Annotated in this window: 30 protein-coding genes; 17 read left to right on the top strand and 13 right to left on the bottom strand. The window is 70.8% G+C overall.

Annotation, left to right across the window (positions count from 1 at the left end):
* The first annotated feature begins 22 nt into the window (after positions 1 to 22).
* The 4 genes from ACWEVS_RS26165 to ACWEVS_RS26150 all read left to right on the top strand — a co-directional run bounded on the left by ACWEVS_RS26165 (position 23) and on the right by ACWEVS_RS26150 (position 3334).
* Positions 23 to 595 (top strand): TetR/AcrR family transcriptional regulator, encoded by a 573-nt coding sequence (locus tag ACWEVS_RS26165; protein WP_449929024.1) that lies wholly within the window; start codon positions 23 to 25, stop codon positions 593 to 595.
* 143 nt (positions 596 to 738) lie between these two features.
* Positions 739 to 1953 (top strand): low temperature requirement protein A, encoded by a 1215-nt coding sequence (locus ACWEVS_RS26160; RefSeq protein WP_449929022.1) that lies wholly within the window; start codon positions 739 to 741, stop codon positions 1951 to 1953.
* A 314-nt stretch (positions 1954 to 2267) separates the two neighbouring features.
* Positions 2268 to 3026, top strand: coding sequence for an SDR family oxidoreductase (locus tag ACWEVS_RS26155; RefSeq protein WP_449929020.1), 759 nt, complete (start codon positions 2268 to 2270; stop codon positions 3024 to 3026).
* Positions 3027 to 3103: 77 nt separating this feature from the next.
* Entirely contained in the window at positions 3104 to 3334 is a 231-nt protein-coding gene (locus ACWEVS_RS26150; protein WP_452553789.1) for a hypothetical protein, read from the top strand.
* Between the two features lie 82 nt (positions 3335 to 3416).
* On the opposite strand, the gene ACWEVS_RS26145 is transcribed toward ACWEVS_RS26150, so the two are convergent.
* The gene (locus ACWEVS_RS26145) at positions 3417 to 4388 is read right to left on the bottom strand and encodes a hypothetical protein (RefSeq protein ID WP_449929016.1); all 972 of its coding nucleotides are present in this window, start codon (positions 4386 to 4388) and stop codon (positions 3417 to 3419) included.
* A gap of 273 nt (positions 4389 to 4661) precedes the next feature.
* Between ACWEVS_RS26145 and ACWEVS_RS26140 the strand changes: the two genes are divergently transcribed.
* On the top strand, positions 4662 to 5306 hold the full coding sequence (locus ACWEVS_RS26140) for an extracellular solute-binding protein (protein WP_449929014.1): 645 nt from the start codon (positions 4662 to 4664) through the stop codon (positions 5304 to 5306).
* Here ACWEVS_RS26140 and ACWEVS_RS26135 read toward each other — a convergent pair whose 3' ends face one another.
* The 4 genes from ACWEVS_RS26135 to ACWEVS_RS26120 all read right to left on the bottom strand — a co-directional run bounded on the left by ACWEVS_RS26135 (position 5307) and on the right by ACWEVS_RS26120 (position 9385).
* Positions 5307 to 6107, bottom strand: coding sequence for a substrate-binding periplasmic protein (locus tag ACWEVS_RS26135; protein ID WP_449929012.1), 801 nt, complete (start codon positions 6105 to 6107; stop codon positions 5307 to 5309).
* Positions 6104 to 7432 (bottom strand): hypothetical protein, encoded by a 1329-nt coding sequence (locus ACWEVS_RS26130; RefSeq protein WP_452553787.1) that lies wholly within the window; start codon positions 7430 to 7432, stop codon positions 6104 to 6106. Before ACWEVS_RS26130 ends, ACWEVS_RS26135 begins: the two co-directional genes overlap by 4 nt.
* A gap of 177 nt (positions 7433 to 7609) precedes the next feature.
* Positions 7610 to 8224 carry a VC0807 family protein gene (locus ACWEVS_RS26125; protein WP_452553786.1) on the bottom strand — a complete coding sequence of 205 codons (615 nt, stop codon included), beginning with the start codon at positions 8222 to 8224 and terminating at the stop codon, positions 7610 to 7612.
* Positions 8225 to 9385 carry an alpha/beta hydrolase family protein gene (locus tag ACWEVS_RS26120; protein ID WP_452553785.1) on the bottom strand — a complete coding sequence of 387 codons (1161 nt, stop codon included), beginning with the start codon at positions 9383 to 9385 and terminating at the stop codon, positions 8225 to 8227.
* A gap of 87 nt (positions 9386 to 9472) precedes the next feature.
* On the opposite strand from ACWEVS_RS26120, the gene ACWEVS_RS26115 reads away from it, so the two are divergent.
* Positions 9473 to 10036 carry a TetR/AcrR family transcriptional regulator gene (locus tag ACWEVS_RS26115; RefSeq protein WP_354916084.1) on the top strand — a complete coding sequence of 188 codons (564 nt, stop codon included), beginning with the start codon at positions 9473 to 9475 and terminating at the stop codon, positions 10034 to 10036.
* A gap of 385 nt (positions 10037 to 10421) precedes the next feature.
* Here ACWEVS_RS26115 and ACWEVS_RS26110 read toward each other — a convergent pair whose 3' ends face one another.
* Both ACWEVS_RS26110 and ACWEVS_RS26105 read right to left on the bottom strand, forming a co-directional pair.
* Entirely contained in the window at positions 10422 to 10886 is a 465-nt protein-coding gene (locus tag ACWEVS_RS26110) for a luciferase domain-containing protein (protein ID WP_449929002.1), read from the bottom strand.
* Between the two features lie 129 nt (positions 10887 to 11015).
* On the bottom strand, positions 11016 to 11594 hold the full coding sequence (locus ACWEVS_RS26105) for a helix-turn-helix domain-containing protein (protein WP_452417550.1): 579 nt from the start codon (positions 11592 to 11594) through the stop codon (positions 11016 to 11018).
* Between the two features lie 124 nt (positions 11595 to 11718).
* Between ACWEVS_RS26105 and ACWEVS_RS26100 the strand changes: the two genes are divergently transcribed.
* Both ACWEVS_RS26100 and ACWEVS_RS26095 read left to right on the top strand, forming a co-directional pair.
* On the top strand, positions 11719 to 12075 hold the full coding sequence (locus tag ACWEVS_RS26100) for a hypothetical protein (protein ID WP_452553783.1): 357 nt from the start codon (positions 11719 to 11721) through the stop codon (positions 12073 to 12075).
* On the top strand, positions 12075 to 13361 hold the full coding sequence (locus ACWEVS_RS26095; protein WP_452553782.1) for an MFS transporter: 1287 nt from the start codon (positions 12075 to 12077) through the stop codon (positions 13359 to 13361). Before ACWEVS_RS26100 ends, ACWEVS_RS26095 begins: the two co-directional genes overlap by 1 nt.
* A gap of 83 nt (positions 13362 to 13444) precedes the next feature.
* Here the strand turns inward: ACWEVS_RS26095 and ACWEVS_RS26090 are convergent, their stop codons facing one another.
* On the bottom strand, positions 13445 to 14293 hold the full coding sequence (locus ACWEVS_RS26090; RefSeq protein WP_452553780.1) for an alpha/beta fold hydrolase: 849 nt from the start codon (positions 14291 to 14293) through the stop codon (positions 13445 to 13447).
* The gene (locus ACWEVS_RS26085; protein ID WP_449929095.1) at positions 14290 to 14883 is read right to left on the bottom strand and encodes a TetR/AcrR family transcriptional regulator; all 594 of its coding nucleotides are present in this window, start codon (positions 14881 to 14883) and stop codon (positions 14290 to 14292) included. Before ACWEVS_RS26085 ends, ACWEVS_RS26090 begins: the two co-directional genes overlap by 4 nt.
* Before the next feature lie 667 nt (positions 14884 to 15550).
* Between ACWEVS_RS26085 and ACWEVS_RS26080 the strand changes: the two genes are divergently transcribed.
* The 6 genes from ACWEVS_RS26080 to ACWEVS_RS26055 are packed head-to-tail and all read left to right on the top strand — an operon-like array spanning position 15551 to position 18316.
* Positions 15551 to 16000 carry a hypothetical protein gene (locus tag ACWEVS_RS26080; RefSeq protein WP_452417554.1) on the top strand — a complete coding sequence of 150 codons (450 nt, stop codon included), beginning with the start codon at positions 15551 to 15553 and terminating at the stop codon, positions 15998 to 16000.
* On the top strand, positions 15997 to 16578 hold the full coding sequence (locus tag ACWEVS_RS26075; RefSeq protein ID WP_452553778.1) for a MauE/DoxX family redox-associated membrane protein: 582 nt from the start codon (positions 15997 to 15999) through the stop codon (positions 16576 to 16578). The genes ACWEVS_RS26080 and ACWEVS_RS26075 overlap by 4 nt, the downstream gene beginning before the upstream one ends.
* A gap of 49 nt (positions 16579 to 16627) precedes the next feature.
* Positions 16628 to 17212, top strand: a complete 585-nt coding sequence (locus tag ACWEVS_RS26070) for a hypothetical protein (protein WP_449928990.1) — start codon at positions 16628 to 16630, stop codon at positions 17210 to 17212.
* Positions 17209 to 17523 (top strand): hypothetical protein, encoded by a 315-nt coding sequence (locus ACWEVS_RS26065; protein ID WP_354916058.1) that lies wholly within the window; start codon positions 17209 to 17211, stop codon positions 17521 to 17523. Before ACWEVS_RS26070 ends, ACWEVS_RS26065 begins: the two co-directional genes overlap by 4 nt.
* Before the next feature lie 34 nt (positions 17524 to 17557).
* Positions 17558 to 17734 carry a hypothetical protein gene (locus ACWEVS_RS26060; RefSeq protein WP_354916055.1) on the top strand — a complete coding sequence of 59 codons (177 nt, stop codon included), beginning with the start codon at positions 17558 to 17560 and terminating at the stop codon, positions 17732 to 17734.
* Positions 17735 to 17752: 18 nt separating this feature from the next.
* Positions 17753 to 18316: a hypothetical protein gene (locus tag ACWEVS_RS26055; RefSeq protein WP_449928987.1), complete on the top strand. Its 564-nt coding sequence runs from the start codon at positions 17753 to 17755 to the stop codon at positions 18314 to 18316.
* 226 nt (positions 18317 to 18542) lie between these two features.
* On the opposite strand, the gene ACWEVS_RS26050 is transcribed toward ACWEVS_RS26055, so the two are convergent.
* The 3 genes from ACWEVS_RS26050 to ACWEVS_RS26040 form a co-directional block, all read right to left on the bottom strand.
* Positions 18543 to 19871 (bottom strand): serine hydrolase domain-containing protein, encoded by a 1329-nt coding sequence (locus ACWEVS_RS26050; RefSeq protein ID WP_452553775.1) that lies wholly within the window; start codon positions 19869 to 19871, stop codon positions 18543 to 18545.
* 98 nt (positions 19872 to 19969) lie between these two features.
* Positions 19970 to 21739, bottom strand: a complete 1770-nt coding sequence (locus ACWEVS_RS26045) for a CocE/NonD family hydrolase (protein WP_452417562.1) — start codon at positions 21737 to 21739, stop codon at positions 19970 to 19972.
* 10 nt (positions 21740 to 21749) lie between these two features.
* Positions 21750 to 22289 (bottom strand): CGNR zinc finger domain-containing protein, encoded by a 540-nt coding sequence (locus ACWEVS_RS26040; RefSeq protein WP_452553774.1) that lies wholly within the window; start codon positions 22287 to 22289, stop codon positions 21750 to 21752.
* 76 nt (positions 22290 to 22365) lie between these two features.
* Between ACWEVS_RS26040 and ACWEVS_RS26035 the strand changes: the two genes are divergently transcribed.
* Positions 22366 to 23232 carry an alpha/beta fold hydrolase gene (locus ACWEVS_RS26035; RefSeq protein WP_354916040.1) on the top strand — a complete coding sequence of 289 codons (867 nt, stop codon included), beginning with the start codon at positions 22366 to 22368 and terminating at the stop codon, positions 23230 to 23232.
* A gap of 217 nt (positions 23233 to 23449) precedes the next feature.
* Positions 23450 to 23908 carry a hypothetical protein gene (locus ACWEVS_RS26030; RefSeq protein ID WP_452553772.1) on the top strand — a complete coding sequence of 153 codons (459 nt, stop codon included), beginning with the start codon at positions 23450 to 23452 and terminating at the stop codon, positions 23906 to 23908.
* Positions 23909 to 24129: 221 nt separating this feature from the next.
* Here ACWEVS_RS26030 and ACWEVS_RS26025 read toward each other — a convergent pair whose 3' ends face one another.
* The gene (locus tag ACWEVS_RS26025; protein ID WP_449928978.1) at positions 24130 to 24957 is read right to left on the bottom strand and encodes an alpha/beta fold hydrolase; all 828 of its coding nucleotides are present in this window, start codon (positions 24955 to 24957) and stop codon (positions 24130 to 24132) included.
* 86 nt (positions 24958 to 25043) lie between these two features.
* Here ACWEVS_RS26025 and ACWEVS_RS26020 point away from each other — a divergent pair, with 86 nt between their 5' ends.
* Complete coding sequence (locus tag ACWEVS_RS26020; RefSeq protein WP_452553770.1) at positions 25044 to 25676, top strand: TetR/AcrR family transcriptional regulator; 633 nt, start codon at positions 25044 to 25046, stop codon at positions 25674 to 25676.
* Positions 25677 to 25795 lie beyond the last annotated feature (119 nt).

Here is a 25795-nt window from a genome sequence, read left to right as displayed (position 1 = left end):
ACGATGATGTTAGGGTCTGGGAGTGAGTACTTCCAGGACGGAGTCCGGCACCCGAAGCCGTACGCGCCGCGCGATCCTGGCCGCCGCGGCCGCCACGCTCGCCCGCGACCGCAAGGCGACGCTCGCCGACATCGCCGAGGCCGCCCAGGTCGGCCGCAGCACGCTGCACCGCTACTTCGCCGACAGGAACGAGCTGATGGCGGCCGCGATCGTCGACTCCTTCGGCGCGGTGGAGGACTCCGTCCGCGCGGCCGCGATCGACCAGGGGCCGGCGCTCGAGGCGATGCGACGCCTGATCGCGGCCATGGTGGAGTCCGGCGACCGGCTGGCGTTCCTGTTCGGCGACCCGCACGTGCTGGAGGAGTTCACCGACCGCTTCGAACCCGACATGTCGGTGCCGACCACCCTCGACCTGATCAAGCGCGGCCAGGAGGAGGGCGTCTTCGACCCGGCCGCCAGCCCCGAGTGGATCCAGCGCGTCGTCTGGGCGCTGACCTACACCGGCTGGGAGGCCGCCGAGAAGGGGGAACTGCCACGCCACGGCATCACCGCCACGGTGATCCGCACCTTCGAGAGCGGGGTGGTGGTGACCTGAGACCGGAGGCGGCATGGGCACGCGCTCGCGGCCGCTGTCACAGATCGCACTACTGTCCTGTCCTTGAGGCGGACCGGACCTCGCGCAGTGACAGGAGCTTGACCGTGCCACCAGCCAGTACCACCCTCCGGATTCGAGTCCGGATGAGCTCGCGTCCCATCGACGAGCCACATCGCGTTTCAAGCCAGCTGGAGCTGCTGTTCGACCTCACGTTCGTGGTCGCGGTCGCCGCCGTGACAGCGCAGTTCGCGCACGGCATCGCCGACGGTCACGGCCTGAGCGAACTGATCCCGTTCCTCCAGGTGTTCTTCGCGATCTGGTGGGCGTGGATGAACTTCACGTGGTTCGCCTCGTCCTACGACACCGACGACGTCCTCTACCGGGTGCTGACCATGGTGCAGATGGCCGGGGTGCTGGTGCTGGCCGCCGGCGTACCCGCCGCGGTCGGCCGCTCCGACCTCGGGATCATCACGCTGGGCTACCTCATCATGAGAGCCGGGCTCGTCGCGCAATGGCTGCGGGCCGCTCTGGAAGATCCGGCCAGCCGCCGCACCGGTTTCCGTTACGCGGCCGGCATCGGCCTCGTGCAGCTGGGCTGGCTGCTCCGGCTGGCGCTCGTGGCGGCGGGCGTCGTTCCCGCGTCGTTCCAGCTGCCGCTCTTCGTCTGCCTGGTCGTCCTGGAGTTGGCGGTGCCGCGGTGGGCGGAGCGGGAAAGGGCCACCAACTGGCACCCGCACCACATCGCCGAGCGGTACGGCTTGTTCACGATCATTCTGCTGGGTGAGAGTGTCCTGGCCGCGAGCCGGGGAGTCGAAGGCGCGCTCGAATCGGGCCAGATCAGCGGTCCCCTTGTGGTCGTCGCCGGGTCCGGTCTCGTCCTGCTGTTCGCGCTGTGGTGGCTGTACTTCCTCGTCCAGGCCGGGGCCGGTCTCAGTGACCGCCGTCACCGGTCCTACTGGTGGGGATACGGTCACTACGGCATCTTCGCGGCGCTTGCGGCTCTCGGCGCAGGGCTCGAGGTGGCCGTGGAGCAGAGCGGGCACCAGGTGGCGGCATCACCGCAGGCGATCGGCTACGCGGTGGCCGTCCCGGTCGGCGTGTATCTCGCACTGCTGTGGGCGGTGCACGCGCTTGCCGTCGCGGAGCCGGTCATCTCTGTCGCCGCTGTGGTGGGCTGCGTCGCAGTCGTCCTGCTGCTGCCGCTCGGGACGCCGTGGATCGGTGTGGCCGCCGTAGTCGCGCTGGTCGCGGCCATCTGCGTCGTCCTGGTCGCCGTCACGCTCTGGAGCGCGGCCGTCGCGGCCCGCGCCGGCGCGCAAGATCGTGGTCCGCGGTTCACAGACTCACGCGAGTCGTGAAGCAGACTCACCCGCGGACGGCAGGCGCGGCCAGAGGACCATCCCGCTCTGCGGGTCGACCTCGTCTGGTCCTGGAACGGTGGAGCGGGAGGCCGATTCCCGCTGACTCCCACCGAGGTCGCGGCGTTCATGCGTGAGACTCGACCGCGGGCAAGCTCGTCGAACAGCTCGCATGCCGTCCAGCCGGTCCCGGGTCCTTGACCTGATTTCCGGAGAATTTTCGCGGTTGTTGTCACAGGTGTGGGGGGTGTCTTGTCTTAGCCGGCGACCGGGTGGCGCACGGGGTGCCGCTGGTGGACAGGAGGAGGTTCGCGATGAAGGTCGTCGTCGTCGGTGGGACGGGTCTGATCGGATCGAAGCTGGTGACCAAGCTGGGGGGACACGGCCATGAGGCGGTGGCCGCGGCGCCGAACACCGGGGTGAACACGCTCACCGGTGAGGGGCTGGCCGAGGTGCTGGCGGGGGCGCAGGTGGTGGTCGACGTGTCGAACTCGCCGTCGTTCGAGCCGGCCGCGGTGATGGACTTCTTCGTGACCTCCACGCGGAACCTGCTGGCGGCGGAGGCGGCGGCCGGGGTCGGCCATCACGTCGCGGTGTCGGTGGTGGGGACCGAGCGGATGCCGGAGAACGGCTACTTCGCGGCGAAGATCGCTCAGGAGCGGTTGATCGAGACCTCGGGGGTGCCGTTCTCGCTGGTGCACGCGACCCAGTTCTTCGAGTTCGTGCGGAGCATCGCGGACGAGGCCACGGCGGAGGGCGAGGTGCGGATCGCGCCGGTGCGGTTCCAGCCGATCGCGGGTGACGAGGTGGCGCAGGAGGTCGGCAGGGTCGCGGCGGGCGCGCCGCTGAACGGCAGGCTCGAGGTGGCCGGACCGGAGCAGGTCCGGATGGACGAGTTCTTCCGCGAGGCGCTGGCGGCGTGGGGCGACGCGCGCGAGGTGGTGACTGATCCGCGGGCGCGCTACTTCGGCAGCGTGCCGGGCGAGCGGACCCTGGTGCCGGGTGAGGGCGCTGTGCTGGGCAAGGTGCGATACCGCGACTGGCTCGACCAGAACGCCGCCGCCGGCCACTGATGGCCGCCGGCCAGATCGCCGTCCGGCTGATCCACGCGATCAGCCGGACATCCGTTCCAGCCACGCATGGAGGAAACATGAGCACGTCCGACAGCGAGAACGAGTTCCTGTACGAGCTTCAGATCGAGGTCGAGGCCGAACTGACCATCGTCGAGGCGAGCCGTCCGGAGGAGGAGATGCAACTGCCGGCCACCGAGTGGCGGTTCGATCCGACAGACGTCGAACGCACGGAGATCGGGCTGCGGGGCTTGCGCGACGCGGTCGAGGCGCTCGAGGACGACATCCGGCCCGGCGGTCACGTCGCCTGAGACGCGGATCGACCGCCGACTCGGCGAGCCGTCTCGACCTCCAGGGCGAACATCCCGGTTCGCCGCCGGCGCCGCATGGCGCTCACCGTGTCACAACCGTGGCGTCATCGGGGCCTCGTCGGGGCCTGGTCATGCTGCGCGGGTCCAAGCCGACGGCCCGGTGCTCGGGTATGCCGCCCGCGAGGGCGGCCTGGGTGAGCGCGGCGGCGACCCACTCCTGGTCGACAGGTTTGCCGTCGTCGCGGCGAAGGATCGGTTCCGTGGCCGCCCGGTCGTGGCACAGCGCTCTCACCAGTGAGCGAACGGCCGAAGGCACCGGGTAGGCGACGATGTCGTCACGACTGGTGTGGATCACGATGACCAGGTGCTCGCCATCGCCGTCGGCGACAAGGCGGAAGTCCTGCGGGGCGACGTCGGCCAGCACGTCCCCGCAGGCGCCGGTGGCCTCCAGCAGCCCGACCGCGGCCGCCTCGGCCGATCGGCCGTCGGCTGCCAGCCGGGCGATGCCGCGGCGCAGCAGCCGGCGTTCGTCCCGGGTGAGCACGCCGGGGGCGCCGCTGTCGCCACCCTCGGCCGGCGTCTGGGTGGCGTGCCGAGAGGCTCGCAGGGCTCCGCTTCGCCAGGCGAAGGTGTACAGCGAGGTGAGGACGGCACGCTTCCTGGCCACCGTGGTGCCCGACAAGGGTTTTGGCGTGCTGAGGCCGCCGGCGCGCGCCGCCGCGCAGTAGCGGTCCACCTCGGCTCCGGTGACGGAGAGCAGGCCGAGACCTGGCTCGGTGGCGCGCAACCAGCGCAGGAACGCGGCCACCACCCGTAGCCGGGTCTGCCGCGCGGCAGGGGAGGGGGTGCTCTGCAGCCACGCCGTCACCGTCTGCCGGCTGAGTTCGTCCAAGGTGTCGACCACCTCGATGTCGGCACCGCTCACCGTGCCGCCGTCACCGGGACGGCGGCGCGGCCGCAGGCCGGGAATCTGCCCGACACCCCTGACCATGGGAATGGGCGTCTCCAGCGAATCGGGAACACCGCGGCGGTGCAGGTCAGACGGGCCAGTCATGCCATGGATCATCTCATGGCGGAACGCCGTGATCTGCCCCGATCTGCTCGCCGGCGACGGCATGTGCCGCATGCGCCCGCGCGAGAAGTCTGTCGAGGAGGTCGAGCGCGCCATGCCCCGTATCGGCACCGCATGGACAGATCATGACGGAACAAACAAGGTCAGGCCTGCTCTTCGCGGGTCGGCCAGGCGGGGATCTTGCACGGCTCTCGCGCCGGAGTGTCGAATGGGATCGGCACACGGGCGAGACGTCGGCAACCCCTTGGAGGGGCAATGAGGCCGTTGGCCATCGCAGTGGTGGCGGTCCTGATGGTGGCGGGCTGCACGGCACCGAGGCGGGACAAGATCACCGTCGCGTGCGGCGCGAGCGAGCGATGGTGCGCGATGATGGTCAAGAGGTTCTCCGACGCCACCGGCGTGGAGGCCGACTTCGTCCGGTTGTCGAGCGGCGAGGCGCTGGAGCGGATCAAGGCGGCCAGGGCGCGGCAGGAGTTCGACGTCTGGCACGGCGGCCCGGCCGACTCCTACGTGGCCGCCAAGAGTCAGGGGCTGCTGGAGCCGTATGAATCCAAAGAATCCGGTGAGATCCGGAAGGACTGGGTCGATCGGGAGCATGCCTGGAGCGGGATCTACGCCGGCGTGCTGGCCTTCTGCAACAACACCAAGGAACTGGCCAGGCGCGGCATGCGGCCGATCCGCTCCTGGCGGGAACTGCTGGACGAGCGGCTGCGCGGCGGCGTCGCCATCGCCCATCCGGCCACCTCCGGAACCGCCTACACCGCGCTGTGGACCCACGTGGAGCTGAACGGCGGCGATCAGGAAGCGGCGCTCGGCTACCTGCGCGGCCTCCACCCGAACGTGCTCAGGTACAACGCCTCCGGCAGCGAGGCCGCCCTGCAGGATCGCCGGGCCGCCTGACTAGGAACAGCCCTCGAACTGCGGGACCGAGACCACCGACAGGTCGATGCCCGACCTGCCGAACCACTTGTCCAGCAGCATGTGGGCCGTGCCGTCCTGGTACATCCGGGTGATGGCCCGGTTGAGCTCCTCGCAGCCGTCGACGTCGCCCTTGCGGACGCCGATCGACGTGCGTTGCTCGTTGAAGGTGGCGCCCACCAGGTGCAGGTCGACGCCCGGCCTGGTGAGCAGCCCGGCCAGGATCTGGCTGTTGGTGGAGATGGCGTCGATCCTGCCGTCCTTGATCATCTCCAGGCAGACGTTGTAGTCGGGTGCCGCGACGACGACCGCCTTGACCCGGCGCTCGTCGACGATCCGCTGGGCGATGTTCGTGCCGCGCACCCAGCAGATCCGGCGGCCCGCCAGGTCACGGACGTCGCGGATGACGTCCTTGTCGGCCGGCCGTACCGCGATGTCCTGGAAGTCGACGTGGTACGGCCCGGCGAAGTCGATCACCTTCTTCCGCTCCGGAGTGACCGACATGTGGGCGAAGACCAGGTCGGCACGCCCGTCCGTGAGCACGGTGAGCTGGTCGCCGGCCTTGATCTCCAGCCAGCGGATCCGCTTGCCCAGCCGGGACACCAGATCCTTGGCCACGTCGATGTTGAAGCCGTCGTAGGCGCCGTCCTGCCGCTTGAAGCTGATCAGCGGGACGTCGGAGCGGATGGCGACGACCAGCTCGTCCTTGTCCACGAGGGATTGCGGTCGCGCGGCGCCGCAGGCGGTGAGCAGCAGGATCAGGCAGATCAGCACTCTTGTCACCGGTACTCCCTGAGTCGTGGCCAGACGCCGGCCAGGACGAGCAGGGCGCCGGCGGCCATCCCGGCGGGGATCGAGCGCCACAGCGTCTCCAGGGCTCCGTCGCCGCTGTCGATGGCGCGCTCGAAGTCGGACTCGTGCCGCCGGACCAGCTCCTCCAGCACCTTGTCGTAGCTCTCGTAGGTCTGGGTGAGCTCGCCGTCCCAGAACTTGATCGCCGCTTCGGCCGGCATGGTCCGCATCCGCGCGTCGGCCTGCTGGAACCTCTGGTAGACGGCGAAGAGCCGGTGCCGGTCCCGGCCTGTCAGGCCGCCGAGCAGTCCCTGGAAGTCGGCGTGCAGCCTGCTCTGGTAGTCGGGCAGGCTGGTGGACTCGACGGCCGCGACGGCCCGGGACTTGTCCAGGAAGGTGTGTTCGTAGGTGTCCCTGCGGAAGCGGTCGAGCAGGTAGCGGCTCTGGTCCGCGTGCATGCTCTTGCTGATCGCCCGTGCTCTGCTCAGGGTGAGCACCGAGTCGAAGCCGCGGCGCTTGGCCTCCTCCAGCGCCTGGCCCTGCCGGTTGAGCAGGGCCGTGCCGGTCACCAGGCCGGCCGCGGTGAGCACGGTGGCCACTATCAGGGCCGGTGCGAAGACCCGGCGGAACCTGCTGGTCAGGTAGGCCTGCAGGCCCAGCAGGCAGGCCAGCGCGAGCAGCCCGGTGACGATGACGGCGGTGCGGGCCAGCGAGGTGGCCGAGCGTTCGGCGTCGTGCGCGCGCCTGACGATCGTCCCGGTTTCCAGGGTCAGGTTGTAGGCCTGGGGGAGCAGTTCGCGGTGCATGAGGTCGGTGGCCTGCTGGTAGGCCGCGACCACGTCGTCGGGCGGCTGTCCGGCGGTGTGTCCGGATTGCGCGTCCAGCAGCCGGGCCCGGGCCGCCAGCCGTTCGTAGCGGCCCAGCCCCTCGATCAGCGACTCGACCGTGCGTTGCTCGGCGGGGTCGTCCATGGCCAGCCGGTAGGCCTTGAGCAGGCTCTCGGAGATCTCCAGCCGCCGCTGGTCGTAGCCGGTCAGGTCGGCCTGCTGCTGCGGGCCGTACTCCCTGCCCAGCAGCAGGGTCTCGGCCACCAGCGCGTCCATCTCCGACATCTGCCGGTGCAGGCCCGTGGTGGCCAGCACCTGCGGCCCGGCGTCATGCCCGATGACGCGCAGGCTGGAGCCCGTGCTCGCCGCGCCGGCCAGGATCGCGCCCAGCAGCAGCGCCAGCGTCAGCAGGGACAGCCCGGCCAGCGTGCGCACCCGCCCGGAGACCGACTCCTTGCGCCGGACCGGGGGCGTCGCCGTCACGGTCATGGCCTGCTCCGGCGGGAGACGCCGGGATCGTTGGCGGGCACCGCGCCTCCCGAGATCGACTCGTGCTGGGAAATCGAGCATGGCCGCGGGCGCGACAGGCCGCAAGAGGGGCTGCCGGCGGCGCTGTCGAGAGGAGGCCGCGGCCGGCGCCCGCCCGTGATCGGCCGGGGCGGCGGATCACGCGGCGGGGCGGGTCCTGAGCTCGCCCCGCTTGCCGTACCAGGCGCTCCACAGGCCGAGGAGCCCCATGGTGCCCAGCAGCATGACGGTGGAGACGGTGACCATCACGTCGGTGGGCAGCAGGTAGACGAGCGGGAGCCGGGCGGCGGACTCGGCCAGCATCGCCACGCCCCACACCAGCGTCATCACGACGTAGACCCGGCGGAACCGCGGTTCGGCCGCGTACAGGACGTCCCACCGCGCGGCCGTCTCCGCGTCCTCGGCGCCGAAGCGCTTGGCCACGGCGAAGGCGGCGGGGCGGCCGGCGATGACGGTGCCGAGGAAGATCACGCCGACCACGGCGGTGGTCACGGACTTGAGCGCCAGGATGAACTTCTCGTCGCCCGTCATGAGCGAGAGGACCAGGCCGATCGCGAAGATCGACGAGGTGAAGGCGGCGAATCCGTCGAGGCGCCGCTTGCTGACGGCCACGTACCCGACGCGGAGCAGGCCGACGCAGCTGGCGGCCAGCATGGCGAGGTACTCGCCGACGCCGAGCGCCCGGCCCGCGTAGTAGGCGGCGACCATGGGCGCCACGTCCCACAGGACCACGGAGACGATCGAACGGTTCATTCAGAGAACCTCCTCCAGCCAGGTGCCGATCCGGGACATGGCCAGGCGCTGTGCTCCTGCCTGGCAGTGCGCGTCGCCGCCTTCCTCCTCGGTGAACTCCAGGAAGGTCTTGTCGCAGGTCAGGTGTTCGAAGAGCTGCTCGGGCTGGCTGCGGAAGAAGTGGTCGTCCTGGGCCGCGCACACGAGCGTCGGACAGGTGATGCGTTCGGCGATCCCGTCGCGCAGGTGATAGTCGAAGAGCGTCGCCGTGTACTCGCGCGGGCTGCCTGCCCCGGTCACCCACATCCCGTGGGTGCACGCCCAGCGCACGCCCGGGTCGGTCGCCATGAGCCGTTCGAGGGCCGCATCCGCTTCGGGGCCGGCCAGCATGCTCCTGGCCAGCTCCCTGTCGCCGCCGAAGTGTTCCGTGGCCTTGGCGCCCATGTCGTAGACGCCGTCGAGTGCCACCAGCGCCTTGATCCGAGGCTCGAACGCCGCCGCCCGAGGCGCGAGCATGCCGCCCAGGCTGTTGCCGAGCAGCCCCACCGGGCCGCCGGCCCTCAGGTCGTGCTGCAGGAAGTCGAGGACCGGGCCGACCACGTTCTCCCAGTCGGGCCTGAACACCAGCCCCTGCCGGTGCATCGGGCCTGGCTGGCCGGGGCCGTCGAAGGCCAGCACGTTGAAGCCGCGCTCGAACAGCGCCGCCGCGGCGACGAAGTGCATCTCCTCCGCGCTGCCGTCGAACCCGTTGTGCATGACGACGGTACGGCCGGCGCCCGCGTCGTAGTAGTAGCCCGGCAGCGTCGTGCCCTCGTAGGGGATCTCCACGGGCGCCACCTCGGGCAGCGCCTTCCTGAAGCACTCGACCGCCCGCTCGTAGGCGCTGGCGATCCGCGCGTCCGCGGGGTCCCCGTGCAGGAAGAACTCGGCCGACCTGTAGTAGTTGGACGCCCGCAGGAACCCGTCCCTGGCGCTGATCCCGCGGCTGCGCTCCGCCTCGGCGGCGACCCGGTCGGCGGTCGCGCGCCACTCGTCGTGCCAGCTGTCGTAGTCGCCCTCGACGATGCGCTGCGCGGTGACCAGCACCTCGCCGAAGTCGGCGCCGCCGTACGCGATGTGGCCGAACATGCGCAGCGTCTCATACCAGAACGTCTCGTCCTTCTCGAAAACGACGGGCCGCACCACGCCTCCTTAATGCGAGAAATTTCGTGATTAAGGTAAGGCTCGATGCATCGCTAACGCAAGAGGCTTCGCGTTAAGATGGCCGGCATGACCACGCAACGACGCCCCGGCGGCCGTACGGCACGCGTCCGCGTCGCCGTGCACGAGGCGGTGATTGCGCTGCTCCAGGAATCGACCTGGGACGAGCTGACGATCGCCAAGGTCGCCGAGCGGTCAGAGGTGCACCAGGCGACCATCTACCGCCGCTGGGGGAGTGTGACCGGCCTGGTCGACGACGTGGTCATGGAGCTGCTGCGCCGTACGTCCCCGATCCCCGACACCGGGACGCTGCGGGGCGACCTGGAGGCCTACGCGGTCCAGCTGGCCCGGGACATCGCCGCCCCGACCGGGCGCCTCTTCCTGCGCGCGGCCATGGTCGGCTCCGGCAACGCCGAGGACCGGATCTACCTGATCGAGCGCGGCGTGCAGCTGCAGGCCATGCTGGACCGCGCGAAGGAGCGAGGCGAGCATCCGCCCGCGCTGATCGAGCTCATGGAGATCGTCCAGGCCCCGGTCTACTTCCACGCCATGTTCTTCAACGCCCCCATGGGGCCGGACCAGGCCAAGGCCCTGGTGGACCGGCTCCTGCGGCTCGGCGGCCGACCCTCCTGACGCCTCCCGTCCTCGGCCGCCTCGGGCGACCGTCCACCGGCGGCCCACCCGAGGGGGCGGCGCCCACGATGGGCGGCCAGTGCCCTCGTCGCGCCCGGGCGTGCACAGCCGGGCAGGCCCGCATGACCACCCTCGCACCCGGGCCGGCCGACAGGTCGAGCGGATCGGTCCGGATGCGCTCAGCCGAGTAGACCTGTCCGGGCGTGCTCAGGTCGAGTGGACCTGTCCGGGCGTGCTCAGGTCGAGTGGACCTGTCCGGGCGTGCTCAGGTCGAGTGACCTGTCCGGGCGTGCTCAGGTCGAGCGGATCTGCCGCGGCGGGCTCGCGCCGTGCGGATGCGGCGCGGATCGGTGCGGACCGGCGCGCCCGGGGCGGCGCGGTCCGGTCACTCCTCCTCGAGCGACGCCTGGCGCCAGGAGGCCCGCAGTGCGGTGCCGACGACGGACAGTTCGTCCTCGTCGCGAGGGGCGTACAGCATGACGATCGTGTCCGGCCATTGCGGGCGCAGGCTGATCGGGTGCGGTTCGGCCCAGCCCGCCGCCACCAGCGGGGCGATCATCGGCTGAGGAAGGGTGAGGTGCAGGAAACCGGCGCGATGGATGTGGGCGAACTCGTCCGGGCTGGGGTGCAGGAACGCCTCCCACGGTCCGGCGGGCCGATGCAGCCGCAGCGCCAGCGAGGCGGGTTCGGAGACCTGGCTCGGCCCGAGGAACACTCCCGGCAGGGCGCGGGCCTGTTCGATCAGCGCTTCCCGGATCGGTGCGGGAGAGAACTGGTCGATCTGGTCATGCGGGATCTCCAGCCCGGTGGTGGCCGGCCTGGTTCCCGATCTCTTCGGTGGGTCAAACATGAGGTACCGCACTTTCTGTGCGTTGGTTATGTTCTGTGCGCACCTCGAGAGTCTGGTCCACCATGCATCCATGACGGAAGAAGGCACTTCAACCCGCCCACCGCACACCGATGTGCGCGTGCTCCTGCGTCAGCGCCGTGAGGTGCGCAGGTGGATGCGTTCGCCCTGCTTCCCGAAGAGGCTGAGTACTTCGACGCTGCCGCGGCCGGCGGCGCCGAACCAGTGCGGAATCTGGCAGTCGAACTCGGCTGCTTCGCCGGCTCCCATGATGAAGTCGTGGTGACCCAGTTTCACGCGGAGCCGTCCGCGGAGGACGTAGAGCCATTCGTAGCCCGCGTGGGTGCGCAGGTGGGGCTCTTCGTCGTGCGCTGGAATGGTCATCTTGTACGCGCGTGGCTCTCCCTGATGCCGCGACAACGGGATCAGCACCCGGCCGTTCTTTCCGGTGGGCTGCTGCGGCACGCGCGGATCGATTATCCGGGGCGCGGCGACGATCTCGTCGAGGGGGATGCCCAGCGCCGCGGTGATCGGCAGGAGAAGCTCGAGGCTCGGCTTGCGCTGGGCTGATTCCAGCCGGGACAGCGTGCTGGTCGAGATGCCAGTGGCGCGCGCGAGGTCGGCCAGGCTGATGCCCTTCTTCTCGCGGGCGCGTCGCAGCCGGGGAGCGATCTGGTCTATCACGGCGCTGACGGTCGGCTGCTCGTCCATGGGATGCAGTCAACCAATGTGTCCCGGAATCAGCAATGGAGTTTGTTGATTTCGGTCAGATCTCCCGATCCTCTCGATGGAGGTGATCCGCATGGACGCAACAACGGATTCAACGAGCGGATCGGTGTCAGAGGTGCTGTGGGACCCGGTCATCGTCGGCGGTGGAGCCGCCGACCCGCGGGCCGGGTTCGTGCCCGCGAGAGCACGGTTCGCGGCCCCGGTCGTCGGCGGCGCTCAGCCAGGGAACGGGCCCGCCGACCACCCGCACGGGTACCTGACCAGGGACGGGGTCCCTGGACTCGGCGCCGCCGATTCGCCCGGTGCCACGCATGTCCCGGAGGTCTGGGCAGGCGGGAACGTGGTCGACCCCGGGGCACAGGTCGTCGCCGCCGCCATCGGCATGACCGGCCGGCTGCTCGAACGGGAGCCGGCTGCCGCCGTCTCGTCTGGTGGCGGGCTCGACGCCGGGGGTGCGATCTGATGGCCGGCATCACCGCGGAGACGCCCGGGAACACTCGCTCCGACCGGTTGCCTGCCGGCGTGTACCTGCTCAGTTTCAGCCTGTTCGCGATGGGAACCGCGGAGTTCCTGCTGGCCGGCGTACTGCCGGCGGTGGCCGCCGATCTGGAGGTCACGCTCTCCTCGGCCGGGTTCCTGATCACCGCGTTCGCGCTGGGCGTCGTGATCGGCGGGCCACCGTTCGCCGTGCTCAGTCTGCACTGGCCGCGCCGTACGGCGCTGGTGGCGACCCAGGGCCTCTTCGCGGTCAGCATCGTCGTCGGCCTGCTGGGCGACTACCAGGTCCTGCTGCTGACGAGGGTGGTCGCGGGTATCGCCTACGCGGGCTTCTTCGCCGTCGCGTCGGTGACCGCGATCAGCCTGGTGACGCCGGACCGGAACGCCCGCGCCTCCGGAGTCGTGGTCAGCGGGCTCAGCGTGGCCATGGTCGCCGGCGGCCCCGCGGGCACGCTGCTCAGCCACTTCATCCAGTGGCGCGGCGGCTTCTGGGCCGTGGTGGCTCTGACCGTCGCCGGGATCATCGGTTGCCTCCTCGGGCTTCCCGCCGCCGACTCCGACAGCAACCGGCCCGCCGAGCCGAGTGTTTCGCGGGAACTGGCCACGATGCGGAAACCGATGCTGTGGGGCATCTACGCGATCACGATCCTGACCACCGCGGCGTACATGATCACGTTCAACTACCTGGCGGCCATGCTCGCCGACATCACCGCCATCCCCGAGGTCTGGATCCCGGCGATCCTCGCGCTGTTCGGGGTCGGCGCCTTCGTCGGCCTGTCCATCGGCGGCCGCATCTCCGACAAGCGCCCGCACGTCGCACTCCTCACCGGCGCGTCGGCGATCGTGATCCTGTCGGTCGTGATGGCTGTCGTGATCCAGCAGGCCTGGGCGGTGGTGCCCACGGTGTTCCTGCTCGGCGTCGCCGCGTTCGTGCTGAACCCCGCCGTCTACGGACGCGTCTTCGCTCTCGCCGCCGAGGCGCCGACCCTCGCCGGCGCCACCACCGTGTCGGCATTCCAGCTGGGTATCAGCATCACCCCGGTCCTGGCGGCGGTCTCCCTGACGCAAGGGGCCGCACTCACGTCGGTCTGCTTGATCGGCGCCGCCCTCGCCGCGGCCGCGCTACCCCTCATTGTCCTGGACCGGGCGCGACAGGCCCGCCCGGCGGCTGGCCCGACCTCAGCCGCCGGCCGTCCGGCCCACGAGGAGGTCGCCACGGCCCGCCCGGACCCTGAAAGGAACCAGCGGTGACCCGTCCGACCGCCTGTGCTCGCCACGGCGAGCACAGGCGGTCCGCCTGACGGATCACCGATGTACGGTCCGGGGACGGGCGCTCAGCCGTACGACTGGACGCTCAGCACCTTGCGGAGCAGCTCGCCGAACTCGGCGGGGTGCGTGCTGAGGCCCGTGTGCCCGCCGGGGAAGTGGACGAGCTCCGTGCCGAACCGCTCGGCCAGGAAGGCGGCGGGACGGTAGGGCAGCTCACCGCGTGAGTCCGCTCCGCCTGCGAGCACGAGCCGGTCCGACAGGGCCTTCAGCCGATCCACGTCCGGGGCGTAGGCCATGAAGGTCGGGATGATACGCCCGATGAAGTAGGGCATGTCGGCCATCGTTCGTTCGGCTCGCTCCTTCGCCTGCGGCGGCAGCTCGGTGGCCCGGGCGTCGACGGGATCGGCGCCGGGCCGCCTGAGACCGGCCGCGAGCAGGGCCGCCGCGGGCATCAGCCCGTCCTGCAGGAAGGTGTCCTGGACGCGGGCGAGCAGCGCGCGATGCTCGGCGGCGTCCGGCAGCACCTCGACCACCGGCGGCTCGTGCGCCACGACGCGTTCGATCCGCTCGGGACGGGTGGCCAGCAGGTGCAGCGCGACGATCGCCCCCGAACTGCAGCCGACCACGCGGGCGGGCGCGGCTGGAGACAGCAGCTCCAGCAGCTGGAACGCGTCGTCGGCGTGCTGGGCGACCCGCTGCCGGGCCTCCGGGTCGTCCAGCGGGCTGCGGGACAGGCCGCGCGGGTCGTAGGAGGCGACGGTGTACTCGGCGGCCAGCTCGTCGGCGACGCCGTCAAAGGAGGCCGCGCCGCCGGTGCCGCCGGGGATCAGCAGCAGAAGGGGGCCCTTCCCGCGCACCTCGTAGCGCAGGGTGGCGCCGTCGACGCGCAGGTGGCCGATGGTCGGGCCGGTCATGTCGGGTCTCCTTCATGGTATGCGGGCCAGTGCTCCAGGAGGTCGTGCAGGGCGTCGAGGCAGCGGACCCAGGAGTCCTCGGCCGGGCGCGCGTGCGCGAACCCGCCCGCGGCCTCGAGGCCAATGAACCCGTGGAACATGCTGCGCATCAGCCGGACCGCGTCGGTCAGGGCGGGCTCGTCCAGCGCGTAGGCGCGCAGCATGCTGTAGGTCAGCTCGACCGCGCGTCGTGGCCCGGGCGCTCGGGCCATGAGCTCGGGATCGATCTCCGTCGGGATCTGCGTCGCCGTGTACCGGCCCGGGTGGTCGTGGGCGTACTGCCGCCAGGCGTTCGCGTACGCCACCAGCGCATCCTTTCCGGCCCGCCCGGCGGTGGCCTCCGCGATGCGGATGGACTTCTCGTCGGCGGCGAGCAGCGCGATCCGCCCGCGCAGGTCCGCCAGGTGACGGACGTGCGCGTAGAGGCTGGCGTCTTTCACCCCGAGTCGTCGCGCCACCGCCGACATGGTCACGTGGTCGAACCCGACCTCGTCGGCCAGCTCGGCACCGGCGAGCGTCACCCGATCCGCCGTCAACCCGGCCCGCGCCATGCGCACACCACCGTCCCTAGAGTCATTCGGATCTGCCTAGTGATCCTAGGTTATATCTTGGGAGCCAAGGGCTGCGCAACAAGCCGCTGGCGACCGTCGCCGACACGGACATGTGCATCGGCCTTGGCGGGTCGCCCTGGTGGCCCGGTGCGGATTATTTCGGGCCGCAGAAACTCCGCGGCGGCCCGGGGATGAAAAAGGCGCATCGTGTCCGTCCTGATGTGCCGCCCTCTTCGGTTGCCGGTAAATCCGCATGTCACGAGCGCTGCGAGGCGAATGCATTAGGCGGTCGGCGGTGAAATGGATCCCTGGTTTTCCGGCCCGTGGTTCCGGCCGCACGGGACCATGTCGTGCCTTGGGCTTCGGATTTCAGGGTGGAACGGATCCGGGGTGCGCGTGACCGGCTTCGACAGCCGAAGATCGTCGGGTCCGGGTGGTTCGGTGTCGTACGGGACCCCCGTCGACCTGGGTGCGAGAGAGCGGCATGCGAAGCGATCATGCTGTGACCAGGCAGGTTATCGTCCGGGAATGAGAATGGGCGCGATTCGAATCGATGGTGAAAACAAGTTGACCTTCAGTGTTGACGAAGATCAACCCGTGTGATCACATGAGTGAGGTTATCGATTTTCGGTGCTCAGGGGGTTCCGTCAAATCATCTGCAGGGAGAATGAGGAGAACTGTGGAAACGAGAAATCTGCAGCCTTCGTACGTCCTCCGAGGATTCAAGTTCCAGTTCCGGACGGAAGGGCCTGAGGCCCCCGGGTTCGGCACCCTGGAAAACCAGATCGCACTCGTGTACGCGCGTGGCTCCAGTCACGAGGAGCAGGCCTCACCGCTCGTTGTCTGTTTCGTCGCCGAGCCGGGCCGGACTTTGGAGGGCACGGAGAACCGTCCGGGAATCGCTGTGGACCTCGGGATTCCCGGGGCGAGCGCCGTCTACCACGACGGCCTCTGGATGTTCACCGGACCTGACGGCGACCGGTATTGGGCGCCGAACGCGCACTCGGTGACGGTCAACGCCCCGGGCGGCACCTATGCGCTCAGGGCGCCGCGCGACGTCGGGGCCGACGAACTCGTCAAGGTCGCCCGGTCCCTCCCGGAGCTGGTCTCGTCTTGAGCGGCTCGGGGCAGTGGGTCGTCGTCCTCCAGACGGCGATAGGTTTCCAGCTGGTCTTCGCCGCCCTCATGAAGGCGGGAGGGGGTGCCTCGCTGTCCCCTTTCCTCGAAGCCATGGCGGTCCCTCCTGTCCTGGTGCGGATCTCGCGGGGGGCGGTCCCCCTCTGCGAGGCGGTCGTGGGGCTCGGCCTCATCGCCGGAACGGGATGGTGGGCGGCCCTGGGAGCCGCCGGACTGTCCCTGGGATTCACCGCCGTCCTGGTGAACGCCGCCCGTCTGGGTGTCTCTGAGAGTTGCCGCTGTTTCGGAGCGCTGGATTCCGGTGTCCCGACATCGGTCAGCGCTGTCCGGGCGGCCGTTCTTCTCGCGGGGAGTCTCGTTCTTCTCGCGCTGTCGACGGGCGGCCCCGGAGCGTCGGTGGGCGGCCCGGGAGCGACGTCGCCGATCACCGACCCGACGGCCCTGCCGGCCGCGCTGACCGGCGTGCTGCTCGGGGTGGCCTGCATCGCCTGTTTCGCACTGCTGGGGCGGACGATCCAGTTCGAAAGGTTCCGCTCGACGCTCAGAGGGAGCAGGTGACTCCCGGCGGTTCCGCTCCCGCCGCTGCCGGATCGAGCACGAGGTGCACATGAGTACGTTGTTCGTGATTTCGTATGTCGTTCTGTGGGTTCTCGTCGCTGTGCTGGTGGGCGCGGTGTTCGCCCTCTACCACCACTTCGGGCAGATGTACATGACCAGTCCGGAGGGACGGGTCGCGCACGGTCCCGACGAGGGGAGCCTCTTCCCGGCCCTGGACGCGAGGGATCTGGACGGCGCAGCCGTGACGCTTCCCGCGCAGGACCGTCCCTTCATCACGGTGTTCGCCTCCACCGGATGCACCCTGTGCGGTGCCCTGCGATCGGTGCTGCGGAGGTTCGCGGCGGAGCACCCCGACGTCCTGGTGGTGGTCATCTGCGACGGCCATCCCCGCGCGGTTCGTGAATGGGCCGGTGACCTGGCCTCCGTGATCCGCGTCGTCCCCGATCCCCGAGGCCGTATCGCCGCCCGGTACGAGGTCGGCCTGACCCCGTTCTCGGTCGCGGTCGGCCATGACGGCCGGGTGCGGTCACGCGGGATCGTCAACGGCCTCGACGGCCTGGAACTGGCCGCCCACGAGGCCAACCAGCTCACAGTTCTGTCCGCGCCCACAGAGGAGAGGAGCACTTCCCGATGAAACGACTGCTCACCTGGACCGCGTCGAGGGTCAACCGCCGCCAGGTGCTGCGTGGGGCCACCGCGGCCGCTTTCGGAACCCTTGCCGGGCTGACCGTCGGGCAGTCGCCCGTGCAGGCGGCGGTATGCACCGGGCCGTTCGGGAGCGGCTACTGCGGATCGAGCAGATGCTCGGGAAGCGACTGCCTCAGCAGCGCGGGGTGCAGCTACTACAACGGCTGCGGCGGAGGGGCCTGCTGGTCGTACTCGCCCGGTTACTACTGCTGCGACTGCAAGTGCGGGGGAAGCTACTGCTACTGCAACGGCCGATGACCGGTCTGGTCGTGATCAATCCAGGAGGGGTCTCATGCGGTTGACGGTTCCGCTGAGCCCCAGGTGGTCGGTCGCCGGCCCCGCTCTCGTGGCGGGCGTCGGCGTCAGCGCCGTGACGTTGTCCGTCCCCAGGGTCGCCGACGGCTGGGAGATTCCGCTGCTGGCGCTGCTCGGCATCCTGAGCGGCATCCAGGGGCTGCAGACGCCTTGAGGCGGTAACGCGGTCCACGTGATCGCGTCTCCTCCGGTCCGGGGGAGAGAGCAACTGAAGGCGTTCGCGGTCGCGGCCTATGCCGCCGGCCTTCCGCTGGGAGCGCTGGCGACCGCGACCACGGGTTACCTGCTGGGCGAGGTCACAGGCGGGCTTCCGGCGTGGGCGCTCGGCGGCGTGGCCCTGGTCCTGGCGCTGGTGGCCGGCGGGCTCCTGCCGGTACGGCTGGAGGGCAGCCCGTGGCGGGTCCCGCGGCACTGGGCGGCGCTCGGCCCCGTCCCCTACGCCGGAGTCTTCGGCGTGGCGCTCGGCACCGGGCTCGCCACCGCTCTGTCGTCGCCGGGCCTCTACCTGCTGGTGCTGTGGCCACTGGGCGCGCCGAACTGGTGGCCGGCCGTTCTTCCGTTCCTGGGGGTCGCGGCGGGGCGCGCCATCCCGCTGGTGCTGATCGCGGCGCGATCCTTCAGCCGCGGCAGGCATCCTTCCGCCGACCTGCGCCGCTTCTCCGGGTGGGCGGGACGGCTGGACGTCGCCGAGACGGTGATTCTCATCATCCTGGCGGCGGTGTGGATCGGGGGCTGAAACCCGGCCCCTGACCGTACGGCTCGCAGCCTCGTGGGGAGGGCGCGAGCCGTACGGCATCGCCCCCCGGCCGCTGCGGCTGACCGTCACTCGGGACAGCCGATGGCCGACCTGCTGGAGGACCGCCACGAAGTGGTCCTTGACGGCGTCGGCGCCTTCTCTGCCGAGAAGTGGGGCCGGTTGCTTCCCTATTTCAATACAGACCTGTGCTCGGCGGTGCCGCGGATCATGATGTCGGGATCCGCCGGGCGGCCCTGCCGCCCAGGTGCAGGAAGGCGATCTCACCCGCGTCGTCGCGAAGGAAGCGGCCCACGACGCGCCGCGGGTCGGCGGCGATCGTCACCTCGTCACCGCCCTCGACCAGCGCCAGCGGCAGGTCCGGCATGCCCTCCACTCCCGCGCTCACCAGTTCGGGCCGCAGCACGAACCGCGCCGTCAGGTTCTCGTCGACCTCGAAGGTCCACTGCCCGGCGTCGTAGCCGCCCGCGTACTCCGGCGCGGGTGCCCGCAGCGCCAGCCGTACGGCCTGCGGCTTCGCGCCGAGCAGGTGCTCGAGGCACCAGTCGGTCACCAGCGCGCCCAGCGCCTTGCCGGGCGCGGAGTTGGTGAGCGTGGTGACGGCGAAGCCGTGCTCGGGCGCCAGCACGAACGTGGACAGCTGCAGGTTGCCGATGTTGCCTCCGTGCGTGACCAGCCGCACGCCCGCCTGCTCCTCCAGCAGCCACGGCAGCCCGATGCCGGTCCACGGCGCCCCGACCCGCACGTGCTCGGCCCGCATCAGCTCCCTGGTGGCCGCCGAGATCGGCGCCTCGCCGTCGGCGCCCAGGTGGAAGGCGGCGTAGCGAAGCTGGTCGCGCACCGACGAGACCAGCCCGCCCTCGGCCATGCCCTCGCGGAACAGCCCCCACGTGTGCGCCACCCGCGGGCCGTCCTCGCGTACGGCGTGCCCGACCGCGTGCGCCCGCGTCGCGACCTCCCAGGGGAAGAAGAAGCTGGAGCTCATGTCCAGGGGTTCGAGCACGATGCGCCTGACCGCCTGCTCGTACGGCTCGCCGCACACGACCTCGACGATCCGGCCGAGCAGCCGGAACCCGGCGTTGTTGTAGGAGGCGAGCGCCCCGGGCGGGAAGAGCTGGGGCAGCCGGTCGTAGGTGCCGATCGAGTCGGCCAGCGCCGAGGTGTCCCAGCTCTCGCCGTCGTCGATGTCGCCGAGGAATCCGCCGGTGTGGGTCAGCAGGTGCCGGACGGTCAGCTCGTCCGCGGCCCGCTCGTCGGCGAGCCGGAAGCCGGGCAGGTACTGCCGCACGCGCCCGTCCAGGTCGAGCCGGCCGCGTTCGACGAGATGCATGGCCGCTGTCGCGGTGACCGTCTTGGTGGTCGACCCGATCTGGAACAGCGTGTCGCCGGTCACGGGGGCCGGCGCGTCGACGCTGGTGACGCCGGTGGTCAGGATGTGCTGCACGCCGTCGGCGAGCACGCCGACGGCGGCACCGGGGACGTGGCGGGATGTCGCTTCGCTGTCGAGCAGGCGCTGCAGGGGAGTGAGGTCGGTCATCGGTTCATCCTGCTGACTGCGGGAGCGGCGGGCTTCGTCGGCCCGCACCATTTCCGCCGCGCCGTTCGTCCGCCCGGGTGGATGCCTCGGAGCGGGGGTCAGCCGACCGTGGGCAGGGTCAGCGTGGTCCTGGCCAGGTCGACGGTGAGCGTGGGCCGCTGGCCGGGTTCGAGGAACTCCCAGTAGTCCGTCCCGCCGATCACCAGGCCGATGCGGTGCCCGGCGGGCACGACGTGGTCGAGCGGCGACAGGTCGAAGCTCATCGTGTAGAACCGCTCGGGGTCCAGCGGCACGCCGCGCCGCAACGTGGCGTGGTGGCCGAGGTCCGCCCATCCGGTGGCGACGATCTCGTGGTCGACGGTCGTGGTGGCGGTCTCGGTGTCGAGGTAGCAGGCGCTGTCGGTGGCGCTGCCCTCACCCCAGCACGAGCGCGTCGTGAGGGTGCGGATGCCGCCCGTCCCGGTGATGTCGACGTAGTCCCTGATGGTGGCGGGGCCGTAGTCGACCACCGCGATCCCCACCCTGGCGACCGGCGTGGAGGACTTCATCGTCACCGTGATCCTGCCGGTGCCCGACAGGCGGGTGTCGGCCGCCAGCGGCTCGGACCTGTACAGCAGCCGGTGGTTCGAGGGCCCCTCCTTCACCCATTCGAACCGGCCGATGTCGGGGTCGTCCTGGAAGGTGGCCCGCGCCGACGCCGGGGGCGGGGTGGTCGACAGGCCGTCCTGCCCCGGCCACCACGTACGGGGCCGCGCGCCCGGCGCGGGCCAGGCCTGCTCCTCGCGCCACTGGTCGGGGGCGTGCTCGATCGTCACGGCAGGCTCGCGGTCGACGCCGTTGTCGACGCCGCGCAGCCACCTGTCGAACCACCGCTCGACGGTGCGCACGTAGTCGGCCCTGCGCAGGTCGAACGGGTCCACGTGCCCGCCCTGGAACAGCCACGCCTTGCGCGGCACCCGCAGCGCCTGCCACCACAGGGAGAAGTTCGACGCCGCCACGGCGTAGTCGCCGAACCCCTGGGTCACGAAGACGCTGGCCCGCACCCGGTCGGCCTTGCCGGGGTAGTCGCGCTCCTGCCAGTAGCGGTTCCAGTCGCCGTCGTTGCCCTCCAGCCGGTTCAGCTCCTCGGTGAACGGCTTGCACAGCCGCATGGCGCGCTCGTTGTAGAGCCGCGGCGGGCCGTCGTCGGTCCGGACGTAACCGCGCCAGGCGCCGTTGGCGTTGTAGGTGCGGTAGATGTCGGTGTTCCCGGCGATCGACACCACGGTCTTCAGGCCGCGCACCCCGGTCGTGGCGATGCCGTTGGCCAGCCAGCCGTCGTGCGACTTGCCCCAGATGCCGACCGCGCCGGTGGACCAGCCGGCCGCCACCGGTTCGCCGCCGAACGGCTTGGTGTAGGCGCGGGCCCTGCCGTTCAGCCAGTTCACCACCTGGGCGCCCGCGGCCACGTCGTGCCGGCCGCCCCTGTCCATGCAGCCGGTCGACCGGTTGGTGCCCGACATGTCGACGAGCACCACCGCATAGCCCTTCGGCACGAAGTAGTTGTCGTAGTACAGCGGGAAGCCGGTGGGCTTGCCGTCGGCGTCGTAGGTCTTCTTCTGGGCCTCGTTGCCCCGGCCGCAGCAGGCGTAGTAGGGGCTGATGTCCATCAGGACAGGCACCTTGAGCCCGCTCGCCGCCGGCTCGGCGGGCCGGATGACGTCGGCGGCCAGGCGGTCCCTGTGGCCGTCGCGATCGAGGTCGACGTCGAGCTCCACCCACGCGGTCTCGCGGATCGCGTCGGCGTAGGAATAGGTCTCGGCATGCGCGGGAAAGGCGGGGATCGCCGCCGCGAGCGCCATGCACATCGCGACAAGTAATGATCTCATCCGGCAAGTTTCACACTGATTTGTGGCGCTGGTAGTAGCGCGCCACCCTGGCCCGGTTGCCGCACAGCGCGGCCGAGCACCAGCGCCGCCGGGGGTGCGCGGGCAGGAACAGCATCACGCAGTCGTCGGCCGCGCACTGCCGGATCCTCCCGGCGGCGGGATCGCTCAACAGGTCGGCAGCCGCCTCGGCGAGGATCGCGGCCAGCCGGACACCCGGCGAACCCGTGCGGACGGGGACCGCGGTGAGCGCCTCGCCGTCCCAGCGCAGCTCCCTGACCGCGGGCGCCGCGCGCTGGGCCGTGTTGAGGCCGCGCAGCGCGGCCGGCGCGGGCCGCTCACCCCGCATGAGCGTGTGGACGGCGGTGCCGGCGTGGTCGCGTACGGCGTGCACGGCGGCCAGGTCGGCCGCCGACGGCAGGCCGTCCAGGCCCGGCAGCCGGTCGGTCTCGAGGTCCAGCCAGCGTCTGAGCCCCTCGGGGGTGGCGATCAGGTCGGTGCCGGCCGGGCGGGTATTGATCAGGTCGAGCGCCAGGGGCTCTCCGATGAGCATGGTTCTAATGGTACATCGCCATCATGACCCATTAGTGCTATAACTAATGCATCTTCTCGCTACGGAGGCATGTGACATGTTGGTCCCGCGTGTGGTGCACAGGTTCGTCGACGTCGACGGGGTGAAGGTCTTCTACCGGGAGTCGCTCCCCGAGGATCCCGACGCCCCCGTGCTGCTGCTCCTGCACGGCTTCCCGTCGGCGTCCCACCAGTACCGGCGGCTCATCGACGCGCTCGGCGCCCGCTACCGGCTGATCGCCCCCGACTATCCCGGCTTCGGCCACACCACGGCCCCCGACGACTTCACCTACACCTTCGACCGGCTGGCCGACATCACCGAGGGCTTCGTGCGGCGGCTCGGGCTGGAGCGCTTCGTGATGTACGTCTTCGACTTCGGCGCGCCCGTCGGCTTCCGCCTCGCCCTGCGCAACCCGTCGTGGATCGCCGGCCTGATCGTGCAGAACGGCAACGCCTACGAGGACGGGCTGTCGGCCGGTGCGCGCGACTTCATCGCGCTGCGCCCGGAGGTGGCGGGGGCGGAGGAGACCGTGCGCGGGCTGCTCACGCTGGAGAGCACGCGCGGCCAGTACGAAGGCGGCACCGGCGACCCCGAGGCGGTCGCCCCCGACGGCTGGACCCTCGACCAGCACTTCCTCGACCTGCCCGGGCGCAAGGAGGCGCAGGTCGCGCTGGCCTTCGACTACCACTCCAACGTCGAGCAGTACGACAGGTGGCAGGCGTGGCTGCGCGAGCACACCCCGCCGGCGCTCATCACCTGGGGGCGCCACGACATGTTCTTCCCCGAGCCCGGCGCCCACGCCTACCTGCGCGACCTGCCCGACGCCGAGCTGCACCTGTTCGACACCGGCCACTTCGCTCTGGAGGAGAAGCTGCCCGAGATCGCCCCGCTCGTCGCCGGGTTCCTCGACAAGGTGTGGCGCTGAGGCACGTCCCGAGGCGCGGTCTGAGGCACGGCAGGGAGCGGGTCGCGCAGCGTGCGGTGGTGACGTACGGCGGGTTGCCCAGGGCAGGGTGCTGACGTTACGGCGGGCGCCGGCTCGGCTCAGGGCAGGCGGGCGGCCCGGGCGTTGAGATAGCGCTGCTCCGGCATGCCCTGCCACCGGCCGGACCGCGGCGGACAAGCGCCGAGAATGAGCTCTCATGAGAGCCATTGACCATCCCCTGGTCCGAGCACTGCTGTCGCTCGAGCTTCCCCCGGCGGACTTCGTCATCGCGGGCAGCGGGCCGCTCCTCGCCCACGGCATCAAGGACGACATCCGCGACCTCGACGTGGTCGCCCGTGGCCAGGCCTGGGCCAGGGCGTGCGCGTTCGGCGCGCCGGAGCCGTCTCCGTTCGGCGAGCACGTCGAGAAGGTCGCGGTCCTGGACGGAAGGATCGAGATATTCAACGGCTGGTTCGCCGAGGCCGGCACCGTGGACGAGCTGATCGCCCGGTCCGAGGTCGTCGACGGCCTCAGGTACGAGTCCCTGGCGGACGTACGCCGCTGGAAGCGGCTCCTGGGCCGCCCGAAGGACCGAGCGGATCTGGCGTTGATCGAGCGGCACCTCTCGGGCCGGGCCCTCGCGCGACCACCCCGCGCCGGCGATCCCATCTCATGAGGGTCGGCGAACGGGCGTGGGGCCACCGGCTCCGCCGTGCGCTCGCCGCGGCGCCGCGCCTCGCGTCCTGAGACCGGGATCGGCCCGCGTCGGTGGCCCGGCCGTGCGGGCCGATCCCGTCACCCGTGATCGGCCCGCACCGGCATCCCGACCGTGCGGGCCGGCCCCGTCGCCCGTGATCGGCCCGCGCCGGCATCCGGGGAGTGCGGCCCCGAGACACGCTAGAGGTCGGCCTCTGCGAGTACGGCACGCAGCCGGGCGGCGAAGCGCTCGGGATCCCCCGCGAACCCGACGTGGTCCCCCGGGAACATCGTCGGCTCGACCCCGAGCGTGTCCGCCAGGGCTCGCGAGGAGCGGTCACAGAGCTGCCCGGCCGAGTCCGTGCCGATCCCCACCACGATCCGCGGCTTCCCCGAGCGCAGGGCGTGCACGTCGGGGACCCATCGGACCGTGGGCCGCAGCATGTGCGTGTGCTGGAAGTCCGCGTCCGCGACGTCCTGCGGGTCGCGATCGCCCCCGACCATGTGCTCGAACACCTCCTCGGGCAGGAAGATGTTCGCCTGCTCCAGGAACTTGCGGAACGCTCCGCGGGCGTCCCCCGCCAGATGCGTCGCGATGATCTCCTCGGTGCCCTTGCGGAGTTCCTCGCGGTCCTCCAGCAACTCGATCAGCGGGGGCTCGTGCGCGATGACGGTGTGGACCTGGTCGGGATGCGCCTGGGCGAGGGCCAGCGCGCTGACGGCGCCGCCGCTGGAGCCGAGGACGGCGGCGGGACCGGCGCCCAGGTGCGTCAGCAGCCGCGAGAGGTCGTCGGCACGCATCTCGGGCGTGGAGTCCTGGCCGGGGTCGTCGACGGGGCTGCGGTTGATGCCGCGCGGATCGGTGGTGAGCACCGTGTGGTCGGCGCTCAGCAGGTCGGCCAGGGGTTCGAACGACCTGGCGTCCATCGGGGCGCCGACCAGGACCACGACGGGCCCCTGGCCGCGCACCTCGTAGTGCAGCCGGGCGCCGGGTACGGCGAGGGTGCCGGTGGTGACGGTATCGGGCATGGCGAACCTCCTCGAATTAACTGAACTGTACGGTACAGGAAAGTTTTACTGTACTCAATCGTTCAGTTGTCGGGTAGGATGGCGCCATGGCCAGAGGCACCGCCGCATCCGCTCCCACCGGCAAGCGCGCCGAGCGCAGCAGGCGCGCCATCGTCGCCGCCGCGCGCGAGGTGTTCCTGCGCGACGGCTTCGACGCCAGCGTCGACGTGGTCGCCGCCACCGCCGGCGTGTCCAAGGTGACCGTCTACAACCATTTCGGCTGCAAGGAAGACCTGTTCACCGCGGTGGTCGAGGACGCGCTGGACGAGATCGGCTCGACACTCTCCCAGGTCAAGGCCGACGTGCTGGCCGCGGAGGACGTACGCGAGGTGCTCACGCGCACCGCGCGCGCCATGGTCGCCGAGGCGATCGAGCCCCCGCGGCCGGAGCTGCGCAACCTCGTCACCGGCGAGCTGCGCCGCTTCCCCGAGATCGGCCGGGCCTGGCAGGAGCGCGGGCCTGGCCGGTTCGCCGGGCTCCTCGGCGAGATCCTGGGCCACCTGACCGAGCGTGGCCGGCTCGCCGTCGGCGACATCGAGGTGGCCACGATCCAGTTCTTCGGGCTGACGGTCTACCCCCACCTGATCTTCAATTCCTTCGGGACCACGCTCACCGCCGACCTCGCCGAACGCCTCATCCGCGAGGGTGTCGACATGTTCCTGCGGCGGTACGCCGCCTGACGACCTCACGTGCGGGCCCACCCGCACGGGGCTCCGGTCACTGACCTGCTCCTTCGCCGGCACCGTCGCGCGCAGGCCACGCCATACCACCCGGCCGAGAGGGTACGGCGGAGGTTGTA

This window comes from Nonomuraea sp. NPDC003754 (assembly GCF_053605785.1).
Note: the sequence above shows the minus strand (reverse complement) of the source record. Positions and strands in the feature narration are given on the sequence as shown.